The 26,241-nt window shown below is 35.6% G+C and carries 22 protein-coding genes and 1 rRNA gene; 10 read left to right on the plus strand and 13 right to left on the minus strand.

Going from position 1 to position 26,241, the window contains the following annotated elements; translation table 11 throughout:
• Positions 1 to 127: 127 nt before the first annotated feature.
• The 9 genes from rrf to tldD all read left to right on the plus strand — a co-directional run bounded on the left by rrf (position 128) and on the right by tldD (position 12,471).
• Positions 128 to 242: ribosomal RNA gene (gene rrf, locus BM088_RS20405) — 5S ribosomal RNA — on the plus strand.
• A 293-nt stretch (positions 243 to 535) separates the two neighbouring features.
• A complete protein-coding gene (locus BM088_RS20410; protein ID WP_091989123.1) occupies positions 536 to 2,488 on the plus strand; it encodes an SUMF1/EgtB/PvdO family nonheme iron enzyme in 1,953 nt (650 codons plus the stop codon).
• A gap of 202 nt (positions 2,489 to 2,690) precedes the next feature.
• The gene (locus BM088_RS20415; RefSeq protein ID WP_091989126.1) at positions 2,691 to 3,734 is read left to right on the plus strand and encodes a rod shape-determining protein; all 1,044 of its coding nucleotides are present in this window, start codon (positions 2,691 to 2,693) and stop codon (positions 3,732 to 3,734) included.
• Positions 3,734 to 4,579 (plus strand): rod shape-determining protein MreC, encoded by an 846-nt coding sequence (gene mreC, locus BM088_RS20420; RefSeq protein WP_091989129.1) that lies wholly within the window; start codon positions 3,734 to 3,736, stop codon positions 4,577 to 4,579. The genes BM088_RS20415 and mreC overlap by 1 nt, the downstream gene beginning before the upstream one ends.
• Positions 4,572 to 5,048: a rod shape-determining protein MreD gene (gene mreD, locus BM088_RS20425; RefSeq protein WP_091989132.1), complete on the plus strand. Its 477-nt coding sequence runs from the start codon at positions 4,572 to 4,574 to the stop codon at positions 5,046 to 5,048. Before mreC ends, mreD begins: the two co-directional genes overlap by 8 nt.
• Positions 5,048 to 5,620 (plus strand): Maf family protein, encoded by a 573-nt coding sequence (locus BM088_RS20430; RefSeq protein WP_091989135.1) that lies wholly within the window; start codon positions 5,048 to 5,050, stop codon positions 5,618 to 5,620. The genes mreD and BM088_RS20430 overlap by 1 nt, the downstream gene beginning before the upstream one ends.
• A complete protein-coding gene (gene rng / locus BM088_RS20435; protein WP_091989139.1) occupies positions 5,617 to 7,089 on the plus strand; it encodes a ribonuclease G in 1,473 nt (490 codons plus the stop codon). The genes BM088_RS20430 and rng overlap by 4 nt, the downstream gene beginning before the upstream one ends.
• Positions 7,089 to 10,961, plus strand: coding sequence for a YhdP family protein (locus BM088_RS20440; protein ID WP_091989142.1), 3,873 nt, complete (start codon positions 7,089 to 7,091; stop codon positions 10,959 to 10,961). Before rng ends, BM088_RS20440 begins: the two co-directional genes overlap by 1 nt.
• A gap of 67 nt (positions 10,962 to 11,028) precedes the next feature.
• Complete coding sequence (gene tldD, locus BM088_RS20445) at positions 11,029 to 12,471, plus strand: metalloprotease TldD (protein WP_091989145.1); 1,443 nt, start codon at positions 11,029 to 11,031, stop codon at positions 12,469 to 12,471.
• Between the two features lie 68 nt (positions 12,472 to 12,539).
• On the opposite strand, the gene BM088_RS20450 is transcribed toward tldD, so the two are convergent.
• Both BM088_RS20450 and yjgA read right to left on the minus strand, forming a co-directional pair.
• Positions 12,540 to 15,749: an Ig-like domain-containing protein gene (locus BM088_RS20450; RefSeq protein ID WP_245763880.1), complete on the minus strand. Its 3,210-nt coding sequence runs from the start codon at positions 15,747 to 15,749 to the stop codon at positions 12,540 to 12,542.
• Positions 15,750 to 15,771: 22 nt separating this feature from the next.
• Entirely contained in the window at positions 15,772 to 16,299 is a 528-nt protein-coding gene (yjgA, locus tag BM088_RS20455) for a ribosome biogenesis factor YjgA (RefSeq protein ID WP_091989148.1), read from the minus strand.
• Between the two features lie 204 nt (positions 16,300 to 16,503).
• On the opposite strand from yjgA, the gene pmbA reads away from it, so the two are divergent.
• Positions 16,504 to 17,856, plus strand: a complete 1,353-nt coding sequence (gene pmbA, locus BM088_RS20460; protein WP_091989232.1) for a metalloprotease PmbA — start codon at positions 16,504 to 16,506, stop codon at positions 17,854 to 17,856.
• Positions 17,857 to 17,905: 49 nt separating this feature from the next.
• Here pmbA and mgtE read toward each other — a convergent pair whose 3' ends face one another.
• The 11 genes from mgtE to BM088_RS20515 all read right to left on the minus strand — a co-directional run bounded on the left by mgtE (position 17,906) and on the right by BM088_RS20515 (position 26,221).
• A complete protein-coding gene (gene mgtE / locus BM088_RS20465) occupies positions 17,906 to 19,264 on the minus strand; it encodes a magnesium transporter (protein ID WP_091989151.1) in 1,359 nt (452 codons plus the stop codon).
• Between the two features lie 26 nt (positions 19,265 to 19,290).
• A complete protein-coding gene (locus BM088_RS20470; RefSeq protein ID WP_091989153.1) occupies positions 19,291 to 19,563 on the minus strand; it encodes an HPr family phosphocarrier protein in 273 nt (90 codons plus the stop codon).
• Entirely contained in the window at positions 19,563 to 20,417 is an 855-nt protein-coding gene (rapZ, locus tag BM088_RS20475; RefSeq protein ID WP_091989156.1) for an RNase adapter RapZ, read from the minus strand. Before rapZ ends, BM088_RS20470 begins: the two co-directional genes overlap by 1 nt.
• Before the next feature lie 72 nt (positions 20,418 to 20,489).
• A complete protein-coding gene (gene ptsN / locus BM088_RS20480; protein ID WP_091989158.1) occupies positions 20,490 to 20,933 on the minus strand; it encodes a PTS IIA-like nitrogen regulatory protein PtsN in 444 nt (147 codons plus the stop codon).
• 2 nt (positions 20,934 to 20,935) lie between these two features.
• The gene (hpf, locus tag BM088_RS20485) at positions 20,936 to 21,223 is read right to left on the minus strand and encodes a ribosome hibernation promoting factor (protein WP_091989161.1); all 288 of its coding nucleotides are present in this window, start codon (positions 21,221 to 21,223) and stop codon (positions 20,936 to 20,938) included.
• Positions 21,224 to 21,248: 25 nt separating this feature from the next.
• On the minus strand, positions 21,249 to 22,736 hold the full coding sequence (locus BM088_RS20490; protein ID WP_091989163.1) for an RNA polymerase factor sigma-54: 1,488 nt from the start codon (positions 22,734 to 22,736) through the stop codon (positions 21,249 to 21,251).
• 88 nt (positions 22,737 to 22,824) lie between these two features.
• The gene (gene lptB / locus BM088_RS20495; protein ID WP_091989165.1) at positions 22,825 to 23,550 is read right to left on the minus strand and encodes an LPS export ABC transporter ATP-binding protein; all 726 of its coding nucleotides are present in this window, start codon (positions 23,548 to 23,550) and stop codon (positions 22,825 to 22,827) included.
• Positions 23,550 to 24,107 (minus strand): lipopolysaccharide transport periplasmic protein LptA, encoded by a 558-nt coding sequence (gene lptA / locus BM088_RS20500; protein ID WP_245763881.1) that lies wholly within the window; start codon positions 24,105 to 24,107, stop codon positions 23,550 to 23,552. The genes lptB and lptA overlap by 1 nt, the downstream gene beginning before the upstream one ends.
• Positions 24,097 to 24,675, minus strand: a complete 579-nt coding sequence (lptC, locus tag BM088_RS20505) for an LPS export ABC transporter periplasmic protein LptC (protein ID WP_091989168.1) — start codon at positions 24,673 to 24,675, stop codon at positions 24,097 to 24,099. The genes lptA and lptC overlap by 11 nt, the downstream gene beginning before the upstream one ends.
• Positions 24,672 to 25,223 (minus strand): 3-deoxy-manno-octulosonate-8-phosphatase KdsC, encoded by a 552-nt coding sequence (gene kdsC / locus BM088_RS20510; RefSeq protein WP_091989238.1) that lies wholly within the window; start codon positions 25,221 to 25,223, stop codon positions 24,672 to 24,674. Before kdsC ends, lptC begins: the two co-directional genes overlap by 4 nt.
• A 26-nt stretch (positions 25,224 to 25,249) precedes the next feature.
• On the minus strand, positions 25,250 to 26,221 hold the full coding sequence (locus BM088_RS20515) for a KpsF/GutQ family sugar-phosphate isomerase (RefSeq protein ID WP_218156543.1): 972 nt from the start codon (positions 26,219 to 26,221) through the stop codon (positions 25,250 to 25,252).
• Positions 26,222 to 26,241 lie beyond the last annotated feature (20 nt).

The raw sequence follows: 26,241 nt of genomic DNA on the forward strand, positions 1-26,241 counted from the left end.
TGGTTTGTGTGATAGTGACAAGCAAGAAGTTAGTGTTAACTAAAGTAGAGAATTTTTACGATATCTGTATCAGCAGACCGAATTATTAAAGACAAAAACAAGAACAAAGCAAGATGAAAAGAATTTGCTTGGTGACAATAGCGTTTTGGACCCACCTGACTCCATGCCGAACTCAGTAGTGAAACGAAACAGCGCCGATGATAGTGTGGGGTTTCCCATGTGAAAGTAGGACATCGCCAGGCTCCTAATAAGAGAAACCCGATACAGCAATGTGTCGGGTTTTTTGTTTTTGTATTTTAGAAAATATATGAGAATCAAATTAATTCATTTCATCATAGAGCTGATATAAAAACTTTTATTTTTAGAGTTTTTATAAAAAAATGAAAAATTAAGATCTTTATTCGTCAATAATTATAGAAACTTCAACTAATAGTGGAACAATGCTTGTATTTTGCCCTGCAAATAAATAGCATTAGAAGTTCATAAAATAATAAGATAAAAATGAGCAAGAACAGGCCGTTTAGGAATGAAATATATGCGATTAACACCTTTGTCTCTTTTAATATCATTAAGTTTGCTGACATTTAATTCTAATGCACAGAATGTAAATTCAGTTGCAGGAATAAAAAATGAAATTGCGGTTAAACAAACTGAGTTTGATAGCTTTTCTAATGTTCTAAATAAACATTTAAAAGAAGAAAGTCAGCAACAACATCAATTAGATTTACTACGAGCACGTTCAAATAAACTAGAAAAAGAAAAAAAACAAGCTTTGGATGCAATGAATGACGTCTATCGAAGAATGATAGAAGATCCCTCCTTAGAAATTACCGATGTTAGACTTCGGTATCAAAAAGCAGTTAACTCGCATAAAAAGAATAAAGAAGACATAGCGATACAATTGGCCGCAATTTCAGCACATCGCAGAGATATTGAACAGATAAGAATAAGCCGACATGCTTTACTAAATACAATTGAAGGGCTTAAAGAACAAAAAAATTCAGCGCGAGTTGAACGATTAAGAAATGAATTTACTCGTGATGGTGTTTTAGAAATTAATCACACGATTAATTGTAAACGCACAGAAACTTTAGCTGCTTGTGAAAAAAGAGGTCAAAACTTAGGTATGAAAAAAGCAACAAAACGCTTTCTCGATCAAGTTTTTTCTAATTTAACTGAAATTCGTTTAGTTGAATCAAAGCGCAGTTCGTCTGGAGCTAAAGTTAAAGTTTTAAATAGCCATATTGTTAAAAGTGGATTTAGCGGTCAAGGTAATTATGACGTAAACCTAAGTGTGACTATGCGTGGTGATGTAAATAATAGTAGATTATGTCACTTATTGAATCTTGATAATCGTTTTTGTAGTGATTATTTGACTACTTATCAAAGTGTATATGAGCCAGAGGTAAGCCAGCCTAATAATAAAGTTAAAGCTTCTGAAGTTGTCGTAATATCTGAACCTTATGTTGAATCAGGTTCTTTTGAAGAAGATGCTTCTAAAAAAAAAGAAATAAATCGATACTTTGAGTTAACTTTAAGATCAAATGTACATGATGATGAAGTTTTTATTGATGGTGTCAGCTTTGGTTCAACTCGTTTAGTAACAAAATTACCTTTGGGTATACATGACATTGAAGTTAGAAAATTAGGTTATAAACCATATAAAGGGACTGTAAATTTAAATAAAGCTCAAACATTAAGAGTAAAGTTGCTAAAAAAAAATGAAGTTTTAGAATCCGAGACCATAATTAATAATACTTTTGATGGTTTACCCTCCTCTAATATGGTGGTGATCCCGGCTGGAAGTTTTAATATGGGTGATATTACAGGCAACGGTTTGGCCAATGAAAAGCCTGTTTTAAAAAAAACACTAAATAGTTCATTTTCTATGGATGAAAAGGAAGTCTCTGTTTCCCAGTTTGATTTTTTTGTTAGTGAAACAAATTACACTACAGAAGCTGAAATTGGCAAAGGCTGTGCGCATTACTTAAATGGTGAGCCTGTATGGGAATCATCTTTAAATTGGAAAAATCCAGGTTATGCACAGCAGGATGATTTTCCGGTTGTTTGCTTAACTTATAATGACGCTAAAGAGTACGCACAATGGCTTTCTGAAAAAACGGGAAATGAATATCGCTTACCAAATGAAGTTGAGTGGGAGTATGCAGCCAGGGGCGGAACAGAAACAGATTATTCATGGAGTAATGATATTGGTTCTAATTTGGCAAATTGTGGTTGGTGTGGTAGTAGTTGGTCAAATGTAAGTTCAGCACCTGTTGGTTCTTTTGCTGTAAACCAATTTGGTTTATACGACATGGTTGGCAATGTATGGGAATGGACACAAAAAACATCAGGTCAATCAGATGTTGCTGTAAGAGGAGGTTCATGGAACTTTGCTCCCAGCCTCGCAAGAGCTTCAACCCGTTTAATTTTGGCAAGAGATTTTAGAGCTAATTATATTGGTTTTAGATTAGTAAGCGAAAGGTAACTAAAGGGGAAAAGTAGTTTCCTTTTTAGTTTAAAAGCTAATTTCAATTGTTGCATTTTTTTTATAAAATATAACGCGAAACTTTACTCATAAAAGTTCAATTAATTAATAACAATGATTAGTTATTCTTGCCCTATTATAAGGGCATTGGTAAAGTTAACCCAGTAAATAAAATAATAATATACAAGGATCAACCTGCTTTATGTTTAAAAAGCTTCGAGGAATTTTCTCTAATGATTTATCTATAGATCTTGGGACTGCGAATACTCTGATTTATGTAAAAGAGCAGGGAATTGTATTAAATGAACCTTCTGTTGTCGCAATTCGTCATGATAAACCCGGTGGTCCAAAAAGTATTGCTTCTGTGGGTACAGAAGCTAAGCAAATGTTGGGTAGAACCCCTGGTAACATAAAAGCAATTCGCCCAATGAAAGATGGTGTAATTGCAGATTTTTATGTTACAGAAAAAATGTTACAACATTTTATCAAACAAGTTCATGATAATAACTTTTTAAGACCAAGCCCTAGAGTTTTAATATGTGTTCCTTGTGGTGCAACCCAAGTTGAAAAACGCGCAATTCGTGAATCGGCTATGGGAGCGGGTGCAAGGGAAGTTTATTTAATTGAAGAGCCGATGGCTGCTGCAATAGGTGCCGGCTTACCTGTTTCTGAAGCAACGGGTTCTATGGTTGTTGATATCGGTGGTGGTACAACTGAAGTCGCAATTATTTCACTTAATGGTATTGTTTATTCGTCATCTGTTCGTATAGGTGGAGATAAATTTGATGAAGCAATTATAAATTATGTTCGTCGCAATTTTGGTAGCTTGATCGGTGAAGCAACTGCGGAGCGTATTAAGCATGAAATTGGTTCTGCATTTAAAACTGATGAAGCAAAGGAAATTGAAGTTCGTGGTCGTAATTTGGCTGAAGGTGTGCCGAGATCTTTCACACTTAACTCACATGAAATTTTGGATGCTTTACAAGAACCTCTTCAGGGAATTGTAAGTGCTGTTATGGTTGCTTTAGAGCAATCACCACCGGAACTCGCTTCTGATATATCAGCCCATGGTATGGTATTGACTGGTGGTGGCGCATTATTAAAAGATTTAGACAGATTATTGATGGAAGAAACAGGCATTCCAGTTGTTGTTGCTGATGATCCTCTAACGTGTGTTGCGCGTGGTGGTGGTAAAGCATTAGAAATGATTGATATGCATGGCGGTGACGTCTTTAGCTACGATTAATGAATTTACTTTTTGGACGAAATGCTTCTTTACAGCTGCGATTAGTCATCGCAGTTGTTTTAAGTGGGATATTAATGGTTGGGGACAAATATACTTCAGGTGCCTCAACTATTCGTACAAGTTTAAACACTTTAGTGAGCCCGTTATTTTACTTTGCAAATATACCTTCTGAATTTTTAAGTTGGAGCTCTCAAAATTTAGAGAGTAAAAAGCAGCTGTTAGCTGAAAATAGCCTATTAAAAACAAAACAATTATTACTAAATGAAAAATTACAACAATTCCAATTTCTTCAAAATGAAAATTCAAAGTTACGTGCCTTACTAAATTCGACAGCAAAACCAGAAACAAAAAAAATAGTTACAAAAGTATTATCTATTCATTCAAACACTTATAGTCAACAGGTTGTTATTAACAAAGGTTTTCTTGATAATGTAATTGAAGGTCAGGCTGTTGTTGATGATTTAGGTATTGTTGGTAAAGTTGTACAAGTTGGCTCTACAACAAGTAGGGTATTGCTCATGACGGATAATACACACGCTATTCCTGTTCGTGTATTAAGAAATAACGTTAGAACGGTTGTTGAAGGCGTCGGGAAATTAAATCAGGTTGAATTACCTCATGTACCGCATAGTATGGATATCAGGATGGGCGATATTTTAGTAAGTTCAGGCTTAGGTGACCTTTTCCCCGAAGGTTTTCCTGTTGCGACTATCACTAAAATTGAACGAGATGAGAGTAAACCTTTTGCTAAAGTATATGCGGAGCCAATCGCGCAGTTAGATCGAATTCGTCTACTTGTTTTATTGTGGTCTCAGCAGGTTAAGGTTGAAAAAAAAGATGAATAGGCATTTTTGGTTGATTCTAATATCAATTTTTGTCGCTCTTGTCGTTGCTTTAATTCCTTTACCAAGAGAATTACAACCATTTCAGCCTGATTGGGTTTTACTTATATTGATGTATTGGTCTTTGGCATTACCACATAGAGTAAATATTGGTACTGCATGGCTTATTGGCTTACTCATGGATTTAGCGATAGGTTCTCCTTTGGGTGTGCACTCTTTAACTTATTCCATCCTAGTTTATATTACAGCAAGTAATTATCAAAAAATTAGAAATTACTCAGTGCCACAGCAATCTTTATTAATTGCGTTATTTTTAGCTTTATATCACCTGCTTCAATTTTGGGTGAGCCACTTTTTAATTGATATATATTTTTTACCGCAATATTTATGGCCTGTTTTAACTGGTTCTTTATCTTGGGTTTGGATCTTTTTATTGCTTAGAAAATATCGACGTCACTTTAGGATCCGATAATGAAAAATAAAATATATTTAGCTTCGGCTTCACCAAGACGTAAAGAGTTATTAAAACAATTAAATGTTGAGTTTGAGCAGTTTAGCTTAGATGTCGATGAATCACATATTAAACAAGAGTCTCCAGAAGAGTGTGTTGTGCGACTAGCATGCTTAAAAGCACAAACAGCGGTTGAATTAGGTTATAAAGACCGCCCTGTTTTAGGCTCAGATACTATCGTGGTCTTAGATGACAAAATTTTGGGTAAACCAAAAAATGATATCCACGCAAAAAGCATGTTAAAAAGTTTATCTGGGCGTTCACACCAAGTTATGACAGCAATTGCATTAGCAAGCGAGAAAAAAGTTTTAAGTAAACTCGTAATAACAAATGTCACATTTAAAACATTATCTGAACAAGAAATAATAGACTATATTCACACAAATGAGCCTAAAGATAAGGCTGGAAGTTATGGTATTCAAGGCTTCGCAGGACGATTTGTAACTCATATAAGTGGCAGTTATTTCTCTGTAGTCGGTTTGCCTTTATTTGAAACCGAACAATTATTATCTCATTTTTGGAATAAATCATGAGTTCTGAAATATTAATAAATATCACGCCAAGTGAAAGCCGGGTTGCGTTAATTGAAAATGGTGTTTTACAAGAAATTCAGTTAGAGAGGCAAAGTCACTTAGGCATTGTTGGTAACATTTATTTAGGAAAGGTAAGTCGAGTTTTACCAGGCATGCAAGCAGCATTTGTAGATGTAGGATTAGAAAAAGCCGCTTTTCTTCATGCTTCCGATATTGTTAACAGTACCTCTATTGTTGAGGGCGTTGCAGCATCAAATGTGAAAAAAACTCAAGATATCCGTACCTTAGTTCGCCAAGGTCAGCTGATTATGGTGCAAGTAGTTAAAGATCCTTTAGGCACAAAAGGAGCTCGTTTAACCACTGACATCACCATACCTTCTCGTTATTTAGTTTTTATGCCTGATGCTAAACATGTTGGTGTGAGTCAAAGAATTGAAACAGATGAAGAGAGGCTTCGTTTGAAAAACATTGTGAAACAATACAATGATGATGAGGGGGGCTTTATTATTCGCACAGCTGCAGAAGGTGCCTCCGAACTTGAACTTGCTCACGATGCAAAATTTTTAAAGAAACTTTGGCAAAAAATCAATCAAAAAAGAAGTAAAACACGTAAAGAAGGTATTTTACATGAAGACCTAATATTAGCCTTTAGAACATTAAGGGATTATGTTGGTGAAGATATGGAAAGGATCCGAGTTGATTCTAAGTTGACATATCAACAGTTAAAAGCATTTACCGAAGAGTTTGTACCACAATTATCAACGCAACTTGAATACTATCCTGGTGAACGTCCTATTTTTGATTTGTTTGATGTTGAGAATGAAATTCAAAAAGCTTTACAACGTAAAGTTGAATTGAAATCAGGTGGATATTTGATTTTTGATCAAACAGAAGCTATGACTACAGTAGACGTAAATACTGGCGCATTTGTTGGACATAGAAATTTAGAAGAAACTATTTTTAATACAAATATTGAAGCTGCCCATGCTATTTCGCGCCAGCTTAGATTACGTAACTTAGGTGGCATTATCATTATAGATTTTATAGATATGCAAAGTGATGAACATCAGAAGCGCGTTTTGCACTCTCTGGATTTTGGTTTATCAAAAGAGCGCACCAAAACAAACATTCATGGCTTTTCTGCTTTAGGTTTAGTTGAAATGACACGCAAGCGTACCCGTGAAAGCTTAGAACATATTTTGTGTGATTTTTGCCCATCGTGCCAAGGACGTGGCGCATTAAAAACGACAGAAACAGTTTGTTATGAAATTTTACGAGAAATAGTTCGTGTTAACCGAGCTTATGATGCGGCTAAATTTGTTGTTTATACTTCACCCGCTGTAAGTGAGGCTCTAAAAAATGATGAGTATCATAATTTAGCTGAACTTGAACTATTTATAGGAAAACCAGTCAGTATTCAAACAGAAATATTATACAACCAAGAGCAGTTTGATGTGGTGATGATGTAGTGCAAAAAATAATTGTGCGCAACAAAGAACACAAGCAAGAGAAGCGCTTAACAATTGGGCGCTTTTGTTTTTTTTGTGCCCGAAAAATCTGGCAGTTTTTTGCTATTACTTTGGTCCTAATTGCCGTACTTATTTCAGTTTTAAAATATAGTTTGCCTCATGCAAATGACTATAAGTCTCATTTTGAACAGCTTATTTTTGAAAAATTTAATGTGGAATTATCTATTGAGAATATCTCTGCTGGATGGGAGGGTAAAGGGCCTGCGCTAGAATTAAATGGTATTTCTTTTCAATCAAATAGTTTATCTCCAATTAAACTTGAAATAAAACAGACACGCTTGCATGTTAATTTATGGCAAACATTACTTGATGGTCAGTTTAGGTCTAGCTACTTTGTTTTAGATGGATTAAAAGCAAATATAGATTTACCTGAGTTAATCAATTCATCACAACAAAATGACAGTGATAGTTCAAACAATCAATTGGATTTATTTGAAGGTTTATTCTTAGGTGAAATTGGTCATTTTGCCCTAGAAAATAGCGCTATTGAAGTTATTATGCGTGATAGAAAACATCGTACAGTTGAGCTACAAAATTTAACTTGGCACAATAAAAATGAAAAGCATCAAGGGCAGGGAACTATTCGTTTACCTGGAATTTCAGAAAGTTCATTAAACTTAATTTTAGATTTATATGGCACTGAATTTAAAAATGCCTTTGGGGAGTTATATTTAGTTGCTAATAACCTTAATATTACACCTTGGTTATCTTCTACGATTGCCGAGCAAGTTACGCCGATAGCTTCAAATATTAATTTTGAGGCTTGGTCTCGCATTGATAAAGGCATGTTTAAAACAATCCAGCTAGAGTGGCATCAAAGTGAACTAAGTTGGGGGTTTAAAAATTCGAACCAAAAATTTGCTATAAATTCTGGTGCACTACAGTTTAAACCTACCTCAGATGGTTGGCGATTAAATTCATCTGACATAGAGATGAGTAGTAATCAAATACTGTGGCCAAAAATGAATTTTGAGCTTATTAATAGTGGAAATAAATATAAAGGAAAATTGGTTAATTTAGATTTTAAAATGCTTTCCCAGCTATTTCAGTTAACTGATAATGAAAGTCTAATACCTTTGCTTTCACGATCGCCTAAAGGGCTTGTTAGTAGTTTATTTATTAACTTTAATAGTGATGAACAATGGCAGGTTTCGGCTAAGGGTAAGCATTTTGGTTGGGAGCAATATCAAGATGTTCCGGGAATGGAAGAACTCGAATTAGAAATTAATTTAAATCAATCATTAGGTATTGTCAGTTTACATTCGGAAAAAAGTAAGTTGTTTACAGGGAGTTTATTTCCGCAAGATGTTGCTTATGAACAACTCGATTTCACAGCTTTTTTATTTAAAGTAAATAATAAGTGGCAAATTAAGAGCGAAGATCTTTGGCTACACAACAAAGATTTGAGCTTAGCGGCAGAGTTTAAAATAAATTTGTTTGATGTACCTTCTATGAGTCTTTATGCTGAATTAAAAGGCCCTAAAGCAATATTGGCAAAACAATATTATCCGAATGGGTATATGCCTCAAGGGACTATAGACTATTTGAATTCAGCGATTATCGATGGTGAAATTGAACAAGCACAAGTGCTATGGCATGGTTCATTTGAAGATTATCCATATGAAAACAATAGTGGCCACTTTGCAGTAAATGCAAAGATAGTTGATGCTCAATTTAAATTTCAACCAGACTGGCCAAGTATAACTAATTTAGATGTTGATTTAATTTTTAATCGTGAACGCATGGATATTGTGAGTCGTTCAGGGAAGTTGGAAAACTTGTCTTTACATGACGGTGTGACTGTTAGTATTGATGATTTAAGAATATCCGAATGGCTAGATGTTATAATTAACACTGAAGTGAACGCACAAATATTGCAACCTTTTTTTGCAAAAACACCTTTGTCAGCTTCTATCGGTGAAGTTCTCCAAGTTGTTGAAGTCGAAGGGGACGTAGTTGGATTAACACATCTCAGGGTAAATTTATCTGAACCTGAAGTGATCACTTCAGGTCGAGTCGTATTTAATAATCTGGATGTTAATATCACAACACCAGGTATTAGGTTAGATAATGTTGCTGGTGAGTTAACCTTTAATGATGATGTAATCCGTTTACCAAATATTATGGGAACTTGGCTAGATTTACCTATTAATTTATCAATATCAGGTGAGCAAACAGATAAAGAGTACTCATTGACAGCCAAGGCTATGGCAAATTGGAATGTCGAAAATGTCTTATCCAAAAGTTCAGGTTTAATGCAAGGTTATTTAGCTGGGTCTATACCTTTATCAGTTGATTTTAAATTAGGCCTACCAAATACGGGTTTTCATTATCAAGCTGAAATAACCTCTTCACTTGAAAGCGTATCGAGTTTATTACCAGTACCATTTAATAAAGAAGCTGACAAAAAAAAGCCATTTAAAGGGGTCGTTAGAGGTGATGAAATTTCTAACCTGATCACTTTGAATTTAGATAATCAACTTTACTTTAATAGTATTATCGAAAATAAAACTGCAAGCATGACAAATGCCCATTTAATCATAGGTAAAAGTGATTTGGGTTTAAATGCTTCAGACTTTGATGTCAGCATTGATCTAGATAAAGCGGATATGTCGGCCTGGATCCCTTTTATAGACCATCTATTAGAAAATATAAATGAAGGTGAATCTTCTAATTTTTTTCCATCTTTAAAGCAAATTAAAGGTGAAATTTCTCAGGTTGATTTTTTTGGTGCTTTATTTAATCAACTTGATTTTAAATTAGATAACTTTGCTCAAAGTACACAATTAAAAATAATGGCTAAAGAGCTTAGAGCACAGGTGAGTATTCCTAAAGTTTTGGCGCAAAGGCCAATTTATATTGAGACAGATTACCTACGCTTTAATTTACCTGATAAAACTAAAAGTGAAATAGAAAAAGAACCAATAAAAAATACGCAATGGCTTACTTCATTACCAGCTATTCGTTTTAAATGTGCAGATTGTAGGGTTGATGATTACCAGTTAGATAAAGTGACAATTAACTTAGATCCTATAGAAAATGGAATTCAAATGTCTGATTTTATTTTAGATAAAGACAAGCATAAGTTCACAGCTAAAGGTATATGGAAAAACAAAAAAACAGATATTAAAGGGCACTTTACGAGTAAGGACATAGGGGAGTTATTTGATGAATATAATTTTACTTCTTCAATTAAAGATTCAAAAGCTAATGCTGAGTTTGAGTTAAATTGGCAAGGGCTTCCTTATGAATTTGATGTTAATACATTATCTGGAGATATAAAATGGAGTTTAGCTGAAGGACACTTAACTGAAGTGAGTGACGGGGGAGCTAGGGTATTTTCATTACTCAGTTTAGATTCTTTAGTGCGTAAACTTAAGCTCGATTTCAGAGACGTGTTTGCGAAAGGTTTTTTCTATAACAGCATTAAAGGTGATATGCATTTAAATAATGGCATTGCTAGCACCAAAAATACAAAAGTAGATGGCGTACCTGCAGATGTTGCAATTAATGGCTATGCTAATTTAATTACCCAAGAGCTTAATTATAATTTATCTGTTTCACCTGAGGTAACTTCAAGTATTCCTGTTATAGTCGCATGGATGGTTAACCCTGTAACTGGACTTGCAGCTTTAGCGATAGATAAAGTATTACATTCAGCAAAGGTTATTTCCGAAATTAAATTTAAGATCAGTGGCACTATGGTAGAACCGGTTGTAACTGAATTAGGACGTAAAAGTCGAGAAGTGGAAATACCGCAAACAGCAAAACCGACACCAGAATTGCCAGAGTCAAAGTTGCAACTACAATAACAATTGACTAATCGCATTTATTTTTTGGCAATTTATATACTTATTAATTGAATAAAAGAGTTAATACATGACAACTGAAGTAGAAAATAACTTATTACGAGATAGTCATTTATCTCGAGACGATCTAACAAAGGCATTAACACTTATTCATCAGAATAACGTAGATTTTGCCGATCTTTATTTTCAATCGAGTTATAACGAAACTTGGATGTTGGAAGATGGCCTAATTAAAGAAGGTTCATATAATATAGAGCGCGGGGTGGGTGTTAGGGCTGTAAGTGGAGACAAAACTGGGTTTTCGTATTCTGATGCTATTAATTTAGAAGCTTTAACCCAAGCATCAAATGCAGCAAAAAGTATTGCGAAAGCTGGAGAGAGTAAAAAAATACAAATCTTTACAGATAAAAAACATCAACTTCAGTTTGCACCAGTCAACCCCATTAATAGTCTGACAGATGAAAAAAAAATTGAACTGTTACATCAAATAGAAAGTTATATTCGTCAGCTTGCACCAGAAGCAGAGCAGGTTATTAGTTCAATATCGGCTGTATATGAAGAGATATTAGTGGCTGCCAGTGATGGTACTTTTGCGACAGACATTAGACCTTTGATTCGTTTGAACTGCTCTGTTTTATTAGAAAAAAATGGCAAACGTGAACGTGGTGGTGCTGGTGGTGGAGCAAGACTCGATTATGGCTACTTCTTTGAGCTTATAAATAATAAACCTCGTTGGATGGAGTATGCGGAAGAAGCTGTGCGTCAAGCGAGAGTTAATCTTGAAGCTATTGATGCACCTGCAGGCTCAATGCCAGTTGTTTTAGGCTCTGGTTGGCCAGGTGTTTTATTACATGAAGCTGTTGGTCATGGGCTAGAAGGTGACTTTAATCGTAAAGAAGCTTCAGCTTTTAGTGGTAAAGTTGGTCAAAAAGTGGCATCTGAATTATGCACTGTAGTTGATGATGGCACATTACATGACAGGCGAGGTTCACTAAATATAGACGATGAGGGCACTCCAGGACAATATAATGTCTTAATTGAAAATGGTATTTTAAAAGGTTATATGCAAGATAAGCTTAATGCTCGATTGATGGGCGTTGAACCTACAGGTAATGGCCGCAGAGAATCATATGCTCATCTTCCAATGCCTAGAATGACAAATACCTATATGTTGGCGGGTCATAGTACACAGGAAGACATTATATCGAGTGTTAAAAATGGAATATTTGCTCCCAACTTTGGTGGTGGTCAGGTTGACATCACCTCTGGTAAGTTTGTATTTTCTGCCTCTGAAGCTTATTTAATTGAAAATGGCAAAATCACACGACCTATCAAAGGGGCAACCCTTATTGGTAATGGACCAGAAGTTATGCAGAAAATATCGATGGTTGGTAATGATTTATCTTTAGATAAAGGTGTTGGAGTGTGTGGAAAAGATGGCCAAAGCGTACCTGTTGGTGTTGGTCAACCTAGTTTGAAAATTGATATGTTAACTGTAGGCGGTACGGCTTAAGTTATTATTAATAATATAAAGGTTGCTAACTTGTTTAAAAGCCCGCTATTTAGCGGGCTTTTAGTTTACTAAGGCTCTACAAAAGGGATCGTAATACTAGAACCCGAAAGTATTCCTGATGGGCTAGATATTGTAAAGTTTAATATTGATGGGGGTAAAGCCGCTGAAGTTAAGTTATTTGTAACTGTGAACTCCATTAAATAACCTCCATAAACTGATTTTGATATTGCTTCAGAAATGGTGATTGTGTTTTTATCTGCTTGAGCTAAAGGCATTACGGCACCTATAGTATTGGGCACCGTATAATTAATTTTGCCTGCAACTTCCCCTTGACTCGCGGTAATGCTGACGGTTGTACCTGATGGCATTGTTTGCAAAGCTGTGTCTGAGAAAAACAGTTGATAGGTTTTTGATGCATTTCTTTGAATACTATTTATAGTGCCTGAAGCCTGTTCAGGAGAATAATTAGATATTATAGGTTTTGCTTGTCCTTTTTCATATAAAGACCAATTACTATCTGACGAGGCCATGATCATTTTTAATGCTTTGCGAACATTTATCGTTTTACTTATATTTTCACCACACTTACTCGTGCTGATGCAGTGAGGACCATTAAACTTGCTATCTTGTGATGTATAGTTGTCGTCATTTACGTCGTATTGACTATCACGCTCAAAATCAATAAATAACTCACCAGGATCTCTGATATTGTTTTCATTGTCATCTCTCCAAGCCTCTGGCATATCAATAAAACCAGAAGCGAGGTATTCTGAGCGCCCAAAACCACTTGAAACATCAGTATCTACAACAGGTTCACCATCTGAATTATCAAATACATTATTACCATTAGTATCAAAAAAGGTTTCATGTCCAATCGCTGTAGCTAAGATAGTGATCCTATGATTGAAGACTTTAGGTTCGGCACTTTTCCATTTTACAAAACATGAACCATTTGTGGTTTGACATGAAGGTGAAATTTGTCCACCTTCAGTGGTAAAGTTAACTGTGGTCCCATCGGGAACTGGATTATTAAAACTATCAGCTAACCAGGCCGTAATAGTGGCCTCTTCACCATTTCGGTTATGGCCTTCAGGATTGTGATTTGTGGTTGCTAAGGTAATACTATTTTGGTCGGCTAACCCCGTATTAACAGATAACAAGTCTGATTGGGTTGAAATAGAATAGGCATTGCCTTCTAAGTCAGTAGCATTAGCCTGAGCTGTTACTCTGACAACCGTAGGTACATTACCAGAAGTTACCTTAGTGCTAACTTGCCCAAGTGAATTAGTAAAAGCACTGATAGGGCTGATGTTCAATCCACCAATAACAGTATCTAAAGAAAATAGAATTTCTTGCTGTGCAAGAGGATTGCCTAATTTTCCTTTTACTAAAAATGATAATGTTGAAATCTCTTGCTTACCTTGCCCTCCTGTTCCTTTCAAAACGATTGAATCAGGTTCAGCTGAAACAAACTCTATTGCGCCTAAAGTCTCAGCTTGCAAGTTAACAGTTTGTGTTAAAGTAATATTTTCTGCACTACCAGAAACGGTCGCTATGATCTGGTCTTGATTACCGGTTGAGCCCGCACAACTTAAATCTTCGTAAGTCGCTCTGGCTTCGCCATTGATTGTTAATACCTGTTCATCAATTTTAGCTTGTTGATTAGAAACGCAGTTCGACGTAAAAGTAATTGATGTGGGTGTTAATATGCGATTATCATTTTCATCAATGAGTGCAACCTTTAAACCTATAGTACCGCCAGCACTTAAAGTAACACTACCATCTGTATCTTTATTTGTTAAAGTGACACCTATTAAACTTTCAACAAATACACCATTTTGATCAAAGTGTCCGGCTCTTACTTTTGGTCTATCAATAATATCTGCATCTAAAACTTGATAGTTAAATTGCTGGCTAATTGTTTGACTTTGATCTGCCAAGGTATAACTTGCGGTGAATACAGCTGCACCGACTAGGTTGTCAGTTGCAGCAGTTAATGTGGCTTGTGTGATACCTTCTTGATTTGTTAGTTTAGAACTTGCATCTAGGCTTCCCGACTCAGCGGTAAATTTAACAATTTGATTGGTTAGAGGCAAGCTATCAGAGTCTGTAAGTACTACTTCAACCTGTACAGATTCTCCTTGTTTAAATTGATTATTTGCAATGCCATTTTTAAGCATTTTTACATTTATTTGAGGTAAAGTGGGCGTACCTGTATCGTTATTAATAAACTCATATTGAATCGTGGCGCTTGTTTGTTCTAAAGTTGCAGTTAAAGTAGAAGCACCAACGGATGAGGTATCACTATCGAGATAGACAATTGCATTGCCGTCTTTATCACTTAGCTTTGATGTTTGACGTAAACTACCTAAAGGAGCGTCAAAGGTAATTGCGAGACCTGACACTGGTTCATTATTTTTGGCTATATTCGCTTTAATACAAGCTGTATCACCAGCATTAAAGCTAGGTAAATTCACAGGATTACATTGCTCATTAAATATAGCTACAGATATTTGAATGGGGGCATTTGGATCCGGTTCATTACTTTTCAAAAATTCATAACTGGCTGTTGCTGAAATATCGGAAGCTGTTACTGTTAAATTTGCAGAACCTAAGTCTGTTGCAAGGCTGCTAAGTAAGACTTGTGCAATACCGTTTGTATCTGAGAGTTTAGATGCTAAAGAAAGTGAACCTAAAGGTGCATCAAAACTTACAGAAGTATTAGGTACTGCAATGTTATTTTTTAATAATTTTGCTTGAATACAAAAAGACTTACCTGCATATATACTGGGTGTGGCAAGTAATTGGCAATTTTCATCTAATACTGAAATTGTAATTTCAATAGGTGCATTAGGATCTGGTTCATTGCTTTTCAAAAATTCATAGCTAGTCGTAGCAGAAACATCAGATGCCGTTGCGGTTAAGTCTGAAGAACCTAAATCAGTTACTGAACTATTAAGTAAAACTTGTGCAATACCATTTGCATCTGTGAGTTTTGATGTGACTGAAAGTGAACCTAAAGGAGCATCGAAATTTACTGTTGTATTTGTGACTGCTGTATTATTTTTAATAAGTTTTGCTTGAATACAAAAAGACTTTCCTGCTGTAATACTGGGTGTTGCAAGTAACTGACAATTTTCATCTAACATTGATAGTGCCATAATAACGGGGGCATTTGGGTCTGGAATAACGGGCACTTCATTATCACCAGATGAGCCATTACAAGCAGATAGAAGCAAACTTGTAAAAAATACAAAAGAAAGTTTTATTGATTTCATTGTTAATCCTTTTTTATTTATTTCAAGACTTTAGAATAGATTCTTTTAAGTATTGAAATAATTCGCGATAACCCTTTGCTGGCTTTTCTTGTTCTACTTCTTTTTTAGCTAGTCGAGTTAATTGGCGTAATTTTTGTCTGTCTAAATTATCATATTGTTCAAGTAATTCATTAATTTTTTCATCACCAAGCTCAATTATTTGGTCTCGGGTATGCTCTAATTTATTTAAAATAACAGATGCTTGCTGATTTTTATTACCTATAACATCCATTGCTTTTTTTATGGCTTCTAAATCACTGGCTAAACGCAATTGTTTTGCTATGTAATTTAAGTGACGTCGATAAGACTCTTTTTTCTTGCTCAATTTATCGGCCAATAACATAGCAGCTTCAAGTTCTTCATTTAATGGTACCTTCTGACGAGCCTTAGGTGAAAGCGCAGCTAAATCCATGCCTAACTTATGAAGTTCTTGTACCTCACGTTTGATTTCACTTTTAGAGACGTAAATGATTTCTTCTTCTAATTCAGGGTCGCGTTTTTTTCTGGCCATGATGTTCTACACTATTTAAATAATTAGATTTATAAGCGTATAGTATATCATTGTTATTTATCCAAGCCACTTGAATGTGGCTGGTTAAGTTATGATGAGCACTTTGGTTTAATCGCACTTATATAAAGTGCTTAATCATTAAAATAAAACTTAGCGTATGTTATGCTTAGTTTATTATTTTTATTCGCATTATTGGTTATTTACATGAGTGAGAAACATAATCTAGACCCTATATTTAAACAAATTTCTGAAGTTGAAACTGCTGTTGCACAAGTATTAGAAAAAGCAAAAAAATTAGGTGCGACATCGGCCGAAGCTGCTATGAGCAGCACGTCTGGTTTATCTGTATCTACCCGTTTGGGTGAAGTTGAAACGATAGAGTTTAACCAAGATGGTGCTTTAGGGATCAGTGTTTATGTGGGCAATAGAAAAGGCTCGGCATCAACATCTGATCTTAGTCCTAAAGCACTTGATTTAGTTGTTACTAAGGCGATCGAAATTGCTAAATATACATCTGAAGATCCTTTTAATGGCTTGGCGGATAAGGGGTTATTAGAATTTACCCCTGCAGATTTAGATTTATACCACCCTTGGTTAGTGACACCAGAACAAGGAATTGATTTTTGTAAACAAGCTGAAGAGGCAGCTTTAAACTCAGACTCTCGTATTGTTAATTCAGATGGTGCCAGTTTTTCAAGTCATCAAGGATTGAGAGTTTATGGTAATAGTCATGGCTTAATTTCAGGTTTTCCACGTACACGGCATAGTTTAAGTTGTATGGTCATTGGTCAGGATGGTGAGCAAATGGAGCGAGATAGCGCATATACCACCTCTCGTTTACAAAATAAATTAAAAACAGCGAATGAAGTAGGTCTAGAAGCTGCAACTGAAACTTTAGCTAAATTAAATAGTCGAAAACTTAAAACGGGTAAAATGCCTGTTATTTTTAGAGCTGATATTGCCAGCTCTTTATTTGGTCATTTAGTTTCTGCTATTGGTGGGGGATCTTTGTATCGTAAATCGAGCTTTTTATTAGATAGCTTAGGCACACAGGTTTTCAGCTCACTGGTAAATATTGAAGAGAAGCCACATATATTACAAGGCATGGCTTCTTCGCCTTTTGATAGTGAAGGTGTTAGAACTCAAGATTGCACCATTTTGAAAAATGGGGAGTTACAAACTTACTTACTGGCAAGTTATGCTGCACGTAAGCTAAATATGACTTCAACGGGTCATGCTGGTGGCATTCATAATTGGTTGGTTAAAAGTACTGATGGAGAATTAGCGCAACTTATAAAAACCATGGGAACTGGTTTACTGGTTACTGAGTTAATGGGACAAGGTGTAAACATTATCACAGGTGATTACTCTCGTGGTGCGGCAGGTTTTTGGGTTGAAAATGGTATGATTCAATATCCTGTTAGTGAAATTACGATAGCAGGTAACCTTAAAGACATATTTAAAGGTATCACTGCCATAGGTTCTGATATTGATTTAAGAGGCAGTGTGCAAACAGGTTCAATTTTGGTTGAACAAATGCAGGTTTCAGGCGAATAACCATTTAGCCAATATGCCAAGATAATTTGATAAGCATATTGGCCTTAGTTTAAATTAAGAGCCAAGTTGCAGTGCCTAAAAAGGCAAAAATACCGACAATATCTGTCACTGTTGTTAAAATTACTCCCCCGGCTAATGCTGGGTCTATATTCATTTTTTTCAATAATAATGGAATAAATGCTCCGGCCATGCCAGCAGCTAATAAGTTCATAAACATGGCGAACGCAATCACTAAACCTAAATTAAAGTCCCATTGCCACAGTGCAACTACTGAAGCAATTAGTATGGCCCAAATTAAACCGTTTAGTGCGCCAATAGCGAGTTCTTTATAAACTAAAGACTTTTGATTCGCTGAGTTGATATGACCGACGGCCATACCACGGATAACTAAAGTTAAAGTTTGATTACCTGCAACACCACCCATTGAAGGAACTATGCTGTTTAATACCGCTAAAATAGGCAATATACTTAAAGTCGACTCGAAAAAGCTAGCTACAAAAGCAGCGCTCAGAGCCGTAATCAAATTAATTCCTAGCCAGAGAGAGCGACGTTGTGTACTTTTAACAACAGGAGCAAAGGTATCTGCTTCATCATCCAAACCCGCCATGCTCATCATGCTATGTTCTGCATCCTCACGTATAACATCAACAATGTCATCTATGGTAATACGGCCTAATAAATGTTGATTTTCATCTAATACAGGTGCTGAAATCCAATCGTGGCGTTCAAATAACTGTGCAACTTCAGATTCATCCATGGTGACAGGGATAGATTCATACTCATCTTCCATTATAGAACGAACTGTTAAACCTGGGTTACTTGTTAATAGTGATGCTAAAGAAACACCGCCAAGGAATTGGTTATTTTTATCTACGACATAAAGCTCATCTGTCGCTTCAGGTAATTCACCTTTAATGCGTAAATATCGTAAAACAACATCAATGGTGACATCTGGGCGGATAGTTACAGTATCCGTATTCATTAAAGCACCAGCTGATTCTTCTGGATAAGAAAGTGCTAAGGTTGCTCTTTCTTGATCTTGGCTATCCATTGAACCTATTACTTCTTGATATACGGCATCAGGTAGGCTGCGTAAAACTTCAGCCAAGTCATCAACATCCATATCTGCTGTTGCGGCTGCAATAAGTGTTGGATCCATTTGTGCAATGATACCGCTACGTACATCTTCAGAGAGTTCTTCTAGAATTTCCCCTTGCACATCTGGGTCTACTAGTTGCCATAGCACTGCGCGCCCTTTGTAGGGCGATGATTCGATTAAGAGCGCTATATCACAGTCTGCCATATGTGCTAACATGCGTCGAACATGCACAAACATGCCACTACTGAGCGCTTTATTAACTTCCAGCAGTTGCTTTTGTGTATAATCTTGCTCTAAAGCTTCAGGCATAGTGGTTTCTTTTATATAAGTGTTAATTATTCTTGTTCGTGAAATTTATTAGCAATTAATTCACCTATGGTTTTTAGGGCAAGCTCTGCATCTGGGCCACTACAAGTTACTTTAACTTCTTTACCTTGAGCGCCTTCTAGTAACATTAAAGCGAGTACGCTATCGCCATCGGCTTCTTTATCCCCTTGTTGTAGCGTTACTTTCGCATCAAATGAAAGTGCAAGTTGTGCCAGAACGGAGGCTGCTCTTGCATGAAGCCCTAATCTATTTTCAATTAAAAAAGTATCTTGATAATGCATCAATCACCATTTTTTTCTTGTTCTCGGTGGCGTACTTTTACATTTTTATGGCTTCGAGAAAAGCTGTCAGATAAACATTGTGCTAAATAAACAGATCTGTGTTTTCCACCTGTGCATCCTATTGCTATTGTTAGATAGCTTCGGTTATTTCGCTCTAAGTGTGGCAACCAGGTTTGTAGAAAAGTTTGTATTTGCCAAATAAATTTTTGCACTATGCTATGACTTGCTAAGTAATCTTTTACGGGTTGGTCTAACCCTGTAAGTGGTTTTAATTCAGGCTCCCAATGCGGATTGGGTAAAAAGCGGGCGTCAAAAACATAATCGGCATTTTTTGGCATTCCGTATTTAAAACCAAAAGATTCAAATGTAATTATGAGTTGTTTATCTTTTTTCCCTAGTACTTTTTCACGAATTGATTCAGCTAATTGATGAACACTTAAATCTGTTGTATCAATAATGAAATCAGCATTTGTCACTAATATTTCTAATAATTTTTTTTCTTGTTTAATCGCAAGGTCTAAAGGTAGATCATCTTTTGATAAAGGGTGTAAACGGCGAGTTTCTGAAAAGCGCTTTATTAATGTGTGCTCGTCACTGTCTAAATAAAATAGGATAGGTTTTGCAAATTCAGGTAAATAATTAAGAATTTCATTAAATTCTTGTTGTTCTTTAGGTAAGTTTCGAACATCAATACTGACGGCTATTTTATCGTAGTTGTCGGAAACACTTCTAACTAATGAAGAGAGTAAGTTTACTGGTATATTATCAACAGCATAATAACCTAAATCCTCCAATACACGTAGAGCAACTGATTTTCCTGACCCTGAGCGACCACTAATAATAATAAGTTGCACTGAAACTTTCCTTATACTTAGTTAATTATAATGCTATTTCAAATTAGAACGGAATTAATGCCTTTGTGAAATTTAGTCTGCAATTATGTCATATAAATTTTGATCTGATTGTGCATTACGTAGTTTTTTACAAAACTGTTTATCTTTAAGTTTATCAGCTATTGCTGCCAAGGTCTTTAAATGAGTTTGACATTGTACATCAGGTACTAATAAAGTAATAAAAATATCTACAGGGCGATCATCTATTGCATCAAATGCAATAGGTTCCTCATTTACAACTAAAATAGCGAGAGTTTGTTCTATATTAGATAATCTTCCATGAGGGAGTGCTATTCCTTTGCCTATTCCTGTACTACCTAACTTTTCTCTTTTTAATAATGAATTGAGAATTTCATGCTCAGAAAGTTCAGGTAACTTTTGATGAGCAACCTGACTAATATATTCTAGTATTCTTTTTTTACTATGAAAAAGGACTGCAGCTTTAGTACAGTCCTTTGATAAAAATAAATTAATCATGTTTAATGTCTGGCTAGTTTTTCTTTGTGTTTAATAACCTGTCTATCTAGCTTATCAATTAAGCTATCTATTGCGGCGTACATATCTTCATGTGCAGAGGTAGCAAAAAGTTCACCACCATTTACGTGTAAAGTTGCCTCTGCTTTTTGAGAAAGTTTTTCAATGTCTAATATGACATGTACATTATTAATATGATCAAAATGCCTTTCGAGCTTCGCAAATTTGGTTGTTACATAGTCTCTTAATGGATCTGTTATATTTACATGACGACCTGTTAAATTTAATTGCATAAGCATTTTCCTTCTGTTTTACGTCTCAGATTAAACATTTTCTCTGATTTGACGGTGGAATGGACAGTGATTCACGATATTTTGCTATCGTTCTCCTGGCCACCTTGATTCCTTGTTCAGCTAAAATATCCGCTATCTTACTATCACTTAAAGGTTTTACCTGATTTTCAGCAGCTATTAGCTTTTTAATGAGTGCTCTTATCGCTGTCGAAGAGCACTCCCCTCCATTCTCAGTACTAACATGGCTTGAGAAAAAGTATTTTAATTCGTATATACCCCGAGGAGTATGCATATATTTTTGTGTGGTAACACGAGAAATGGTTGATTCATGCATTTCTACCATTTCAGCTACATCATTTAGCACCATAGGTTTCATTGCTTCGTCGCCGTGTTCAAAAAATGCCTGTTGCTGCATGACTATGCAATTAGACACTTTTAATAAAGTATCATTGCGGCTTTCGATGCTTTTAATAAACCACTTTGCTTCTTGTAAATGTGACCTGATGAATTGGTTATCTGCACTTGATGAACTTAATGTTTTAGTCATCGAAGCATACTGGTTGTTTACCCTTATTTTAGGCATAGTGTCAGAATTTAAATCAACCACCCAGCGACCTTTTATTTTTTTTACCGAAACATCAGGGATCACATACTCAGTTTGCTCTTTTACAATACTTGAAGCAGGTTTTGGGTTCAAGCTATGAATGAGATCCATAACTTGTTTTAGCTCTGGCTCTTTTAATTTTGTTTTTTTCATTAAGGCGCGATAATCGCGAGCCCCTAACAATTCAACATGTTCTTTAAGTATATGTTTTGTTTCGGCTAGCTTAGGTGTTGCTTTATCGTATTGATTAAGTTGTACCAATAAACATTCTGACAAGCTTCTTGCTGCGATCCCTATAGGGTCAAATACTTGAATTCGTTTTAAAACAGCTTCTATTTCATCTAATTCAATATCTTCTTCACTGCCTAAACTATCCAGAATATCTTCTGTACTAACAGTTAAATAGCCTGATTCATCAACGGCCTCTACGATTGCGGTTGCAATGGCTTCATCTGTTGGGCTAAATGGAGTAAGGCGTAATTGCCACATTAAATAGTCATGTAAGGACTCACTTGTACTACCTTGATACGCAAAATCATCATCAGGTGCAGGGCCTGCTGAAGTGACTGGTGCAGCACTGACATATTCATCCCAGCTAACATCCATGGCAAGTTCATCTGTGAGTGTATCTTGTGACAAAGCTTCAGAGCTTTCCATTTCAACTTCAGCTGTAGGAGTTGGCTCTTCATGCTCTGAGTTTTTGTCTGAACTGTCATTTTTATCAGTTAAAGATTTTTCTTCAGCATTTAAATCTGGTTCGTCTAATTCTAAAAGTGGGTTATTTTCAAGAGCCTCTTGTATTTCTAGCTGGAGATCTAACGTGCTTAATTGCAATAGGCGAATAGCCTGCTGCAATTGAGGTGTCATTGTTAGTTGTTGCCCAAGACGAAGCTGTAGTGATTGCCTCATTAAATTATAACAATCCTTATAAAATCTAAATTTAATACACCCGATTTAACTTATCTTCGAGTATAGCTCATATTTCTTTTAATAGTTTTTATAGCCTAAATTGTTCACCTAGATAAACATCTCTAACAGTTTGATCTGCTAAAACAGCTTCTGGAGTTCCAGAAGCAATAAGCTCCCCGTGTGAAACTATGTAGGCTTTTTCACATACATCTAAAGTTTCGCGAACATTGTGATCTGTAATTAAAACACCAATGCCTCTATTCTTTAGATGTTGAATAATTTTCTTTATATCTAACACTGAAATTGGATCAACACCAGCAAAAGGTTCATCTAATAAGACAAATTTAGGCTCTGCGGCTAAAGCACGCGCAATTTCAACTCTGCGGCGTTCACCTCCTGATAATGCCATACCTTGGCTATCTCGAATATGGCAAATATTAAATTCATCTAATAAATTATTTAACGCATCTTCTCTTTGTTGCCTATTGAGGTGCTTCCTTGTTTCTAGAATAGCCATAATATTTTGAGAAACAGTTAGTTTTCTGAAAATTGAAGATTCTTGAGGCAGATAACCTATCCCCATACGAGCTCGACTGTGCATAGGTTGTAAAGTTATATCTTGTTCATCTATTTTGATCGTGCCCTTATCGCTTGGGACTAAACCGACTATCATATAAAAAGAAGTTGTTTTACCTGCACCATTGGGGCCCAATAACCCAACTATGGTACCGGCTTTTACTTCTAGGCTAACGTTTTTGACAACTTGTCTGCTGTTGTAGCTCTTAGCTAATTGTGTTGCTTGTAATAAGCTCATTAGTTATTACCTGTATTATCTTTTTCTTCTTTTTTTACAGGTCGCTTATCTTTTTTCACCGGTGTCAGTATCGTATGAACTCTTTGATCTGAGCCTTTATCTTTATTTGCTGTAATCAACTCCTGTTTATGGTCATAAACAATCGTCTTTGCACTCATAGACTGACCGCTTTGGTTTATTTTTGCATTTCCATTAAATGTTAAAGTTCCCGCTGCTACATCGTAACGAATATTTTTAGCACTTGCAGTTACTGGCTTACCATCTTTTAGTTTGCCACTGAAAGTTGCAGGGTTACCTGTTGCTATCAACAATTGTTTTTCTTTTCCTAATTCAGTTCGTCTGTGAACTTCTAATAAATCAGCTTTAATATTTTTATCATTATGGTAGATATCAACGTTATTTTTGAATATTACAATATTTCTTTTTAAATCTGCTTGTTGTGTATCTGCAGAAATTGCCACTTTGCCCACTAGTTCTTTTGCATGTACAGTGAAGTTGGTGACTAAAGCCAATGCTGCTATCAGAAATCTTTTTTTATAAATCATTTTATTGTTCATAATATTCTTGGTCATCATAGATGGTTTGTGTATGGTTTATTAATTCAAGTGTTTCATTTTTTAAATTAGCATTTAGACCTTTACCTGAAATGGATAAATTAGGTCCTATCATTTTAGTTAGGTGATCAGTATGCATGGTTGAATTCTGAATATAAACTTCTATTTGCTCAGTGGTTATTTTTTGAACCATAGACGTTGGGTTTTGATTAATTGCAATAACATTTTGCTCTAAAATCAATTTTCTATCGTCATTATTTTCATACAAAGTTGCTTCGGCAGCGCTAATGGTCCAGATATCACTTTCAGAGAATAAAGTAAAAGTGGGCTCTGTGAAATGTGTAAAACCTAAGTCTTGATATAATTCCATTTTTTTTGCTGTTACTTTATGGCTAATGTTTCCTTTTTTGTCAAAAACAGTTTGTTTAAGAGCATTTGCAGTATAGTCCGGAAATACTTCAATTTCAGGTGTAATATCTGACTTTTTGCTGTCTGCTGTGAGATAGGGATACCATAACCATAGCATAATGCTAATAAATAACGCGCTTAAAATTAGCCTTGCGAGGTTCATGCACTAGTGCCTTCACATAATAGGGGTTTATTTTGTGACAGCATTAACAAGTCTGTTAATTCTCTTACCGCACCAAAGCCACCAGGTAGCATGGTTTTGTAATCGGCTATACGGGCTATGATAGGATGCGCATCATTTACCGCTACAGCAAAGCCAACTTTTAACATGACAGGGTAATCAGGTGCATCATCACCAATATATGCAATTTCATTATCATTTAATGATAAATCATCTTTGAGTTTTTGATATGAAATAAGTTTGTTTTCTTGGCCTTGATAGATATATTTCACAGTAAGACTTTGCATTCTGGTGTTTACTATATTTGACTGTCGACCTGTGATTACTGCAACTTCAATACCTGAATTTATTAAAGCTTTAATACCAAAACCATCTTTGGTATTAAATGCTTTGAGCTCTTCACCCTGATTGCCTAAATAAATACGACCATCAGAAAACACACCATCTATGTCACAAATAAGTAGCTTAACTTTACTCGCTAATAAAGTTGTTTCAGGTGATATGTCTTGATATAGCTCATTAAAAGACAGTTGAGATATTTGTTTTTGATTGGACATTAAAGTACACCTGCTTTTAATAAATCTTGCATGTTTAATGCTCCAATTGGCTGATTTGACTCATTAACGACTAATAAGCCATTAATGCGTTTATTTTCCATAATATTTAAAGCCTGAGCAGCTAACATATTTGAATTAACCGTTGTACACTCCATGGTCATAACTTTACTGATTTTAGTATTATGAATATCTACTCTTTGTTCCAAAATACGCCTTAAATCGCCATCGGTGAAAATTCCTTGAAGCTGGTTTTGAGCATTAACAATGGCTGTCATACCAAGGCCTTTCTCAGACATTTCTAGTAAGGCATCTTTAATAATATCATCGCACTTGACGATAGGAACTTGAGTCCCAGTATGCATAATATCTTTTAAAGTAAGTATTAAGCGCTTACCTAAGCTACCACCTGGATGAGATAAAGCAAAATCATTAGCTGTAAACCCTCTTGCTTCGAGTAAGGCAACTGCAAATGCATCACCCATTACTAATGTGGCTGTAGTACTAGCCGTAGGAGCAAGCCCTAATGGGCATGCTTCTTGTTCTACTTTAATGCAAACATGTACATCTGAAAGTTTTGCTAAGGATGACTTAGTATTACCCGTCATACTCACCATTTTGGCACCTATACGTTTTAGTACTGGAATAATATTAATCACTTCACTGGTTTCACCAGAATTAGAGATTAATATCACAACATCTTGTGCTGTGACCATGCCTAAGTCACCATGGCTCGCCTCACCTGGGTGAACAAAAAAAGCGGGAGTGCCTGTACTGGCTAATGTTGCAGCTATTTTATTGCCAATATGACCAGACTTTCCCATGCCTATAACGATAATGCGCCCTTGGCAATTAAACATTAGCTGGCAAGCATTTTCAAAATTGTGATCTATATATTGCTCTAATTGACTAATTGCTTGTTTCTCAATTGTTAAAACTTGTTTTGCGTGAGTGATAAAATTTTGCAATGACACCTAGCTCCTCTAATTCTATT

It is taken from the genome of Pseudoalteromonas denitrificans DSM 6059, assembly GCF_900112265.1.
GTDB lineage: Bacteria > Pseudomonadota > Gammaproteobacteria > Enterobacterales > Alteromonadaceae > Pseudoalteromonas > Pseudoalteromonas denitrificans.

Coding starts and splice junctions, on each gene's coding strand:
- BM088_RS20410 (WP_091989123.1), top strand. CDS start 536: ATGCGATTAACACCTTTGTCTCTTTTAATATCATTAAGTTTGCTGACA.
- BM088_RS20415 (WP_091989126.1), top strand. CDS start 2,691: ATGTTTAAAAAGCTTCGAGGAATTTTCTCTAATGATTTATCTATAGAT.
- mreC (WP_091989129.1), top strand. CDS start 3,734: ATGAATTTACTTTTTGGACGAAATGCTTCTTTACAGCTGCGATTAGTC.
- mreD (WP_091989132.1), top strand. CDS start 4,572: ATGAATAGGCATTTTTGGTTGATTCTAATATCAATTTTTGTCGCTCTT.
- BM088_RS20430 (WP_091989135.1), top strand. CDS start 5,048: ATGAAAAATAAAATATATTTAGCTTCGGCTTCACCAAGACGTAAAGAG.
- rng (WP_091989139.1), top strand. CDS start 5,617: ATGAGTTCTGAAATATTAATAAATATCACGCCAAGTGAAAGCCGGGTT.
- tldD (WP_091989145.1), top strand. CDS start 11,029: ATGACAACTGAAGTAGAAAATAACTTATTACGAGATAGTCATTTATCT.
- BM088_RS20450 (WP_245763880.1), bottom strand. CDS start 15,749: ATGAAATCAATAAAACTTTCTTTTGTATTTTTTACAAGTTTGCTTCTA.
- yjgA (WP_091989148.1), bottom strand. CDS start 16,299: ATGGCCAGAAAAAAACGCGACCCTGAATTAGAAGAAGAAATCATTTAC.
- pmbA (WP_091989232.1), top strand. CDS start 16,504: ATGAGTGAGAAACATAATCTAGACCCTATATTTAAACAAATTTCTGAA.
- mgtE (WP_091989151.1), bottom strand. CDS start 19,264: ATGCCTGAAGCTTTAGAGCAAGATTATACACAAAAGCAACTGCTGGAA.
- BM088_RS20470 (WP_091989153.1), bottom strand. CDS start 19,563: ATGCATTATCAAGATACTTTTTTAATTGAAAATAGATTAGGGCTTCAT.
- ptsN (WP_091989158.1), bottom strand. CDS start 20,933: ATGATTAATTTATTTTTATCAAAGGACTGTACTAAAGCTGCAGTCCTT.
- hpf (WP_091989161.1), bottom strand. CDS start 21,223: ATGCAATTAAATTTAACAGGTCGTCATGTAAATATAACAGATCCATTA.
- BM088_RS20490 (WP_091989163.1), bottom strand. CDS start 22,736: ATGAGGCAATCACTACAGCTTCGTCTTGGGCAACAACTAACAATGACA.
- lptB (WP_091989165.1), bottom strand. CDS start 23,550: ATGAGCTTATTACAAGCAACACAATTAGCTAAGAGCTACAACAGCAGA.
- lptA (WP_245763881.1), bottom strand. CDS start 24,107: ATGAACAATAAAATGATTTATAAAAAAAGATTTCTGATAGCAGCATTG.
- lptC (WP_091989168.1), bottom strand. CDS start 24,675: ATGAACCTCGCAAGGCTAATTTTAAGCGCGTTATTTATTAGCATTATG.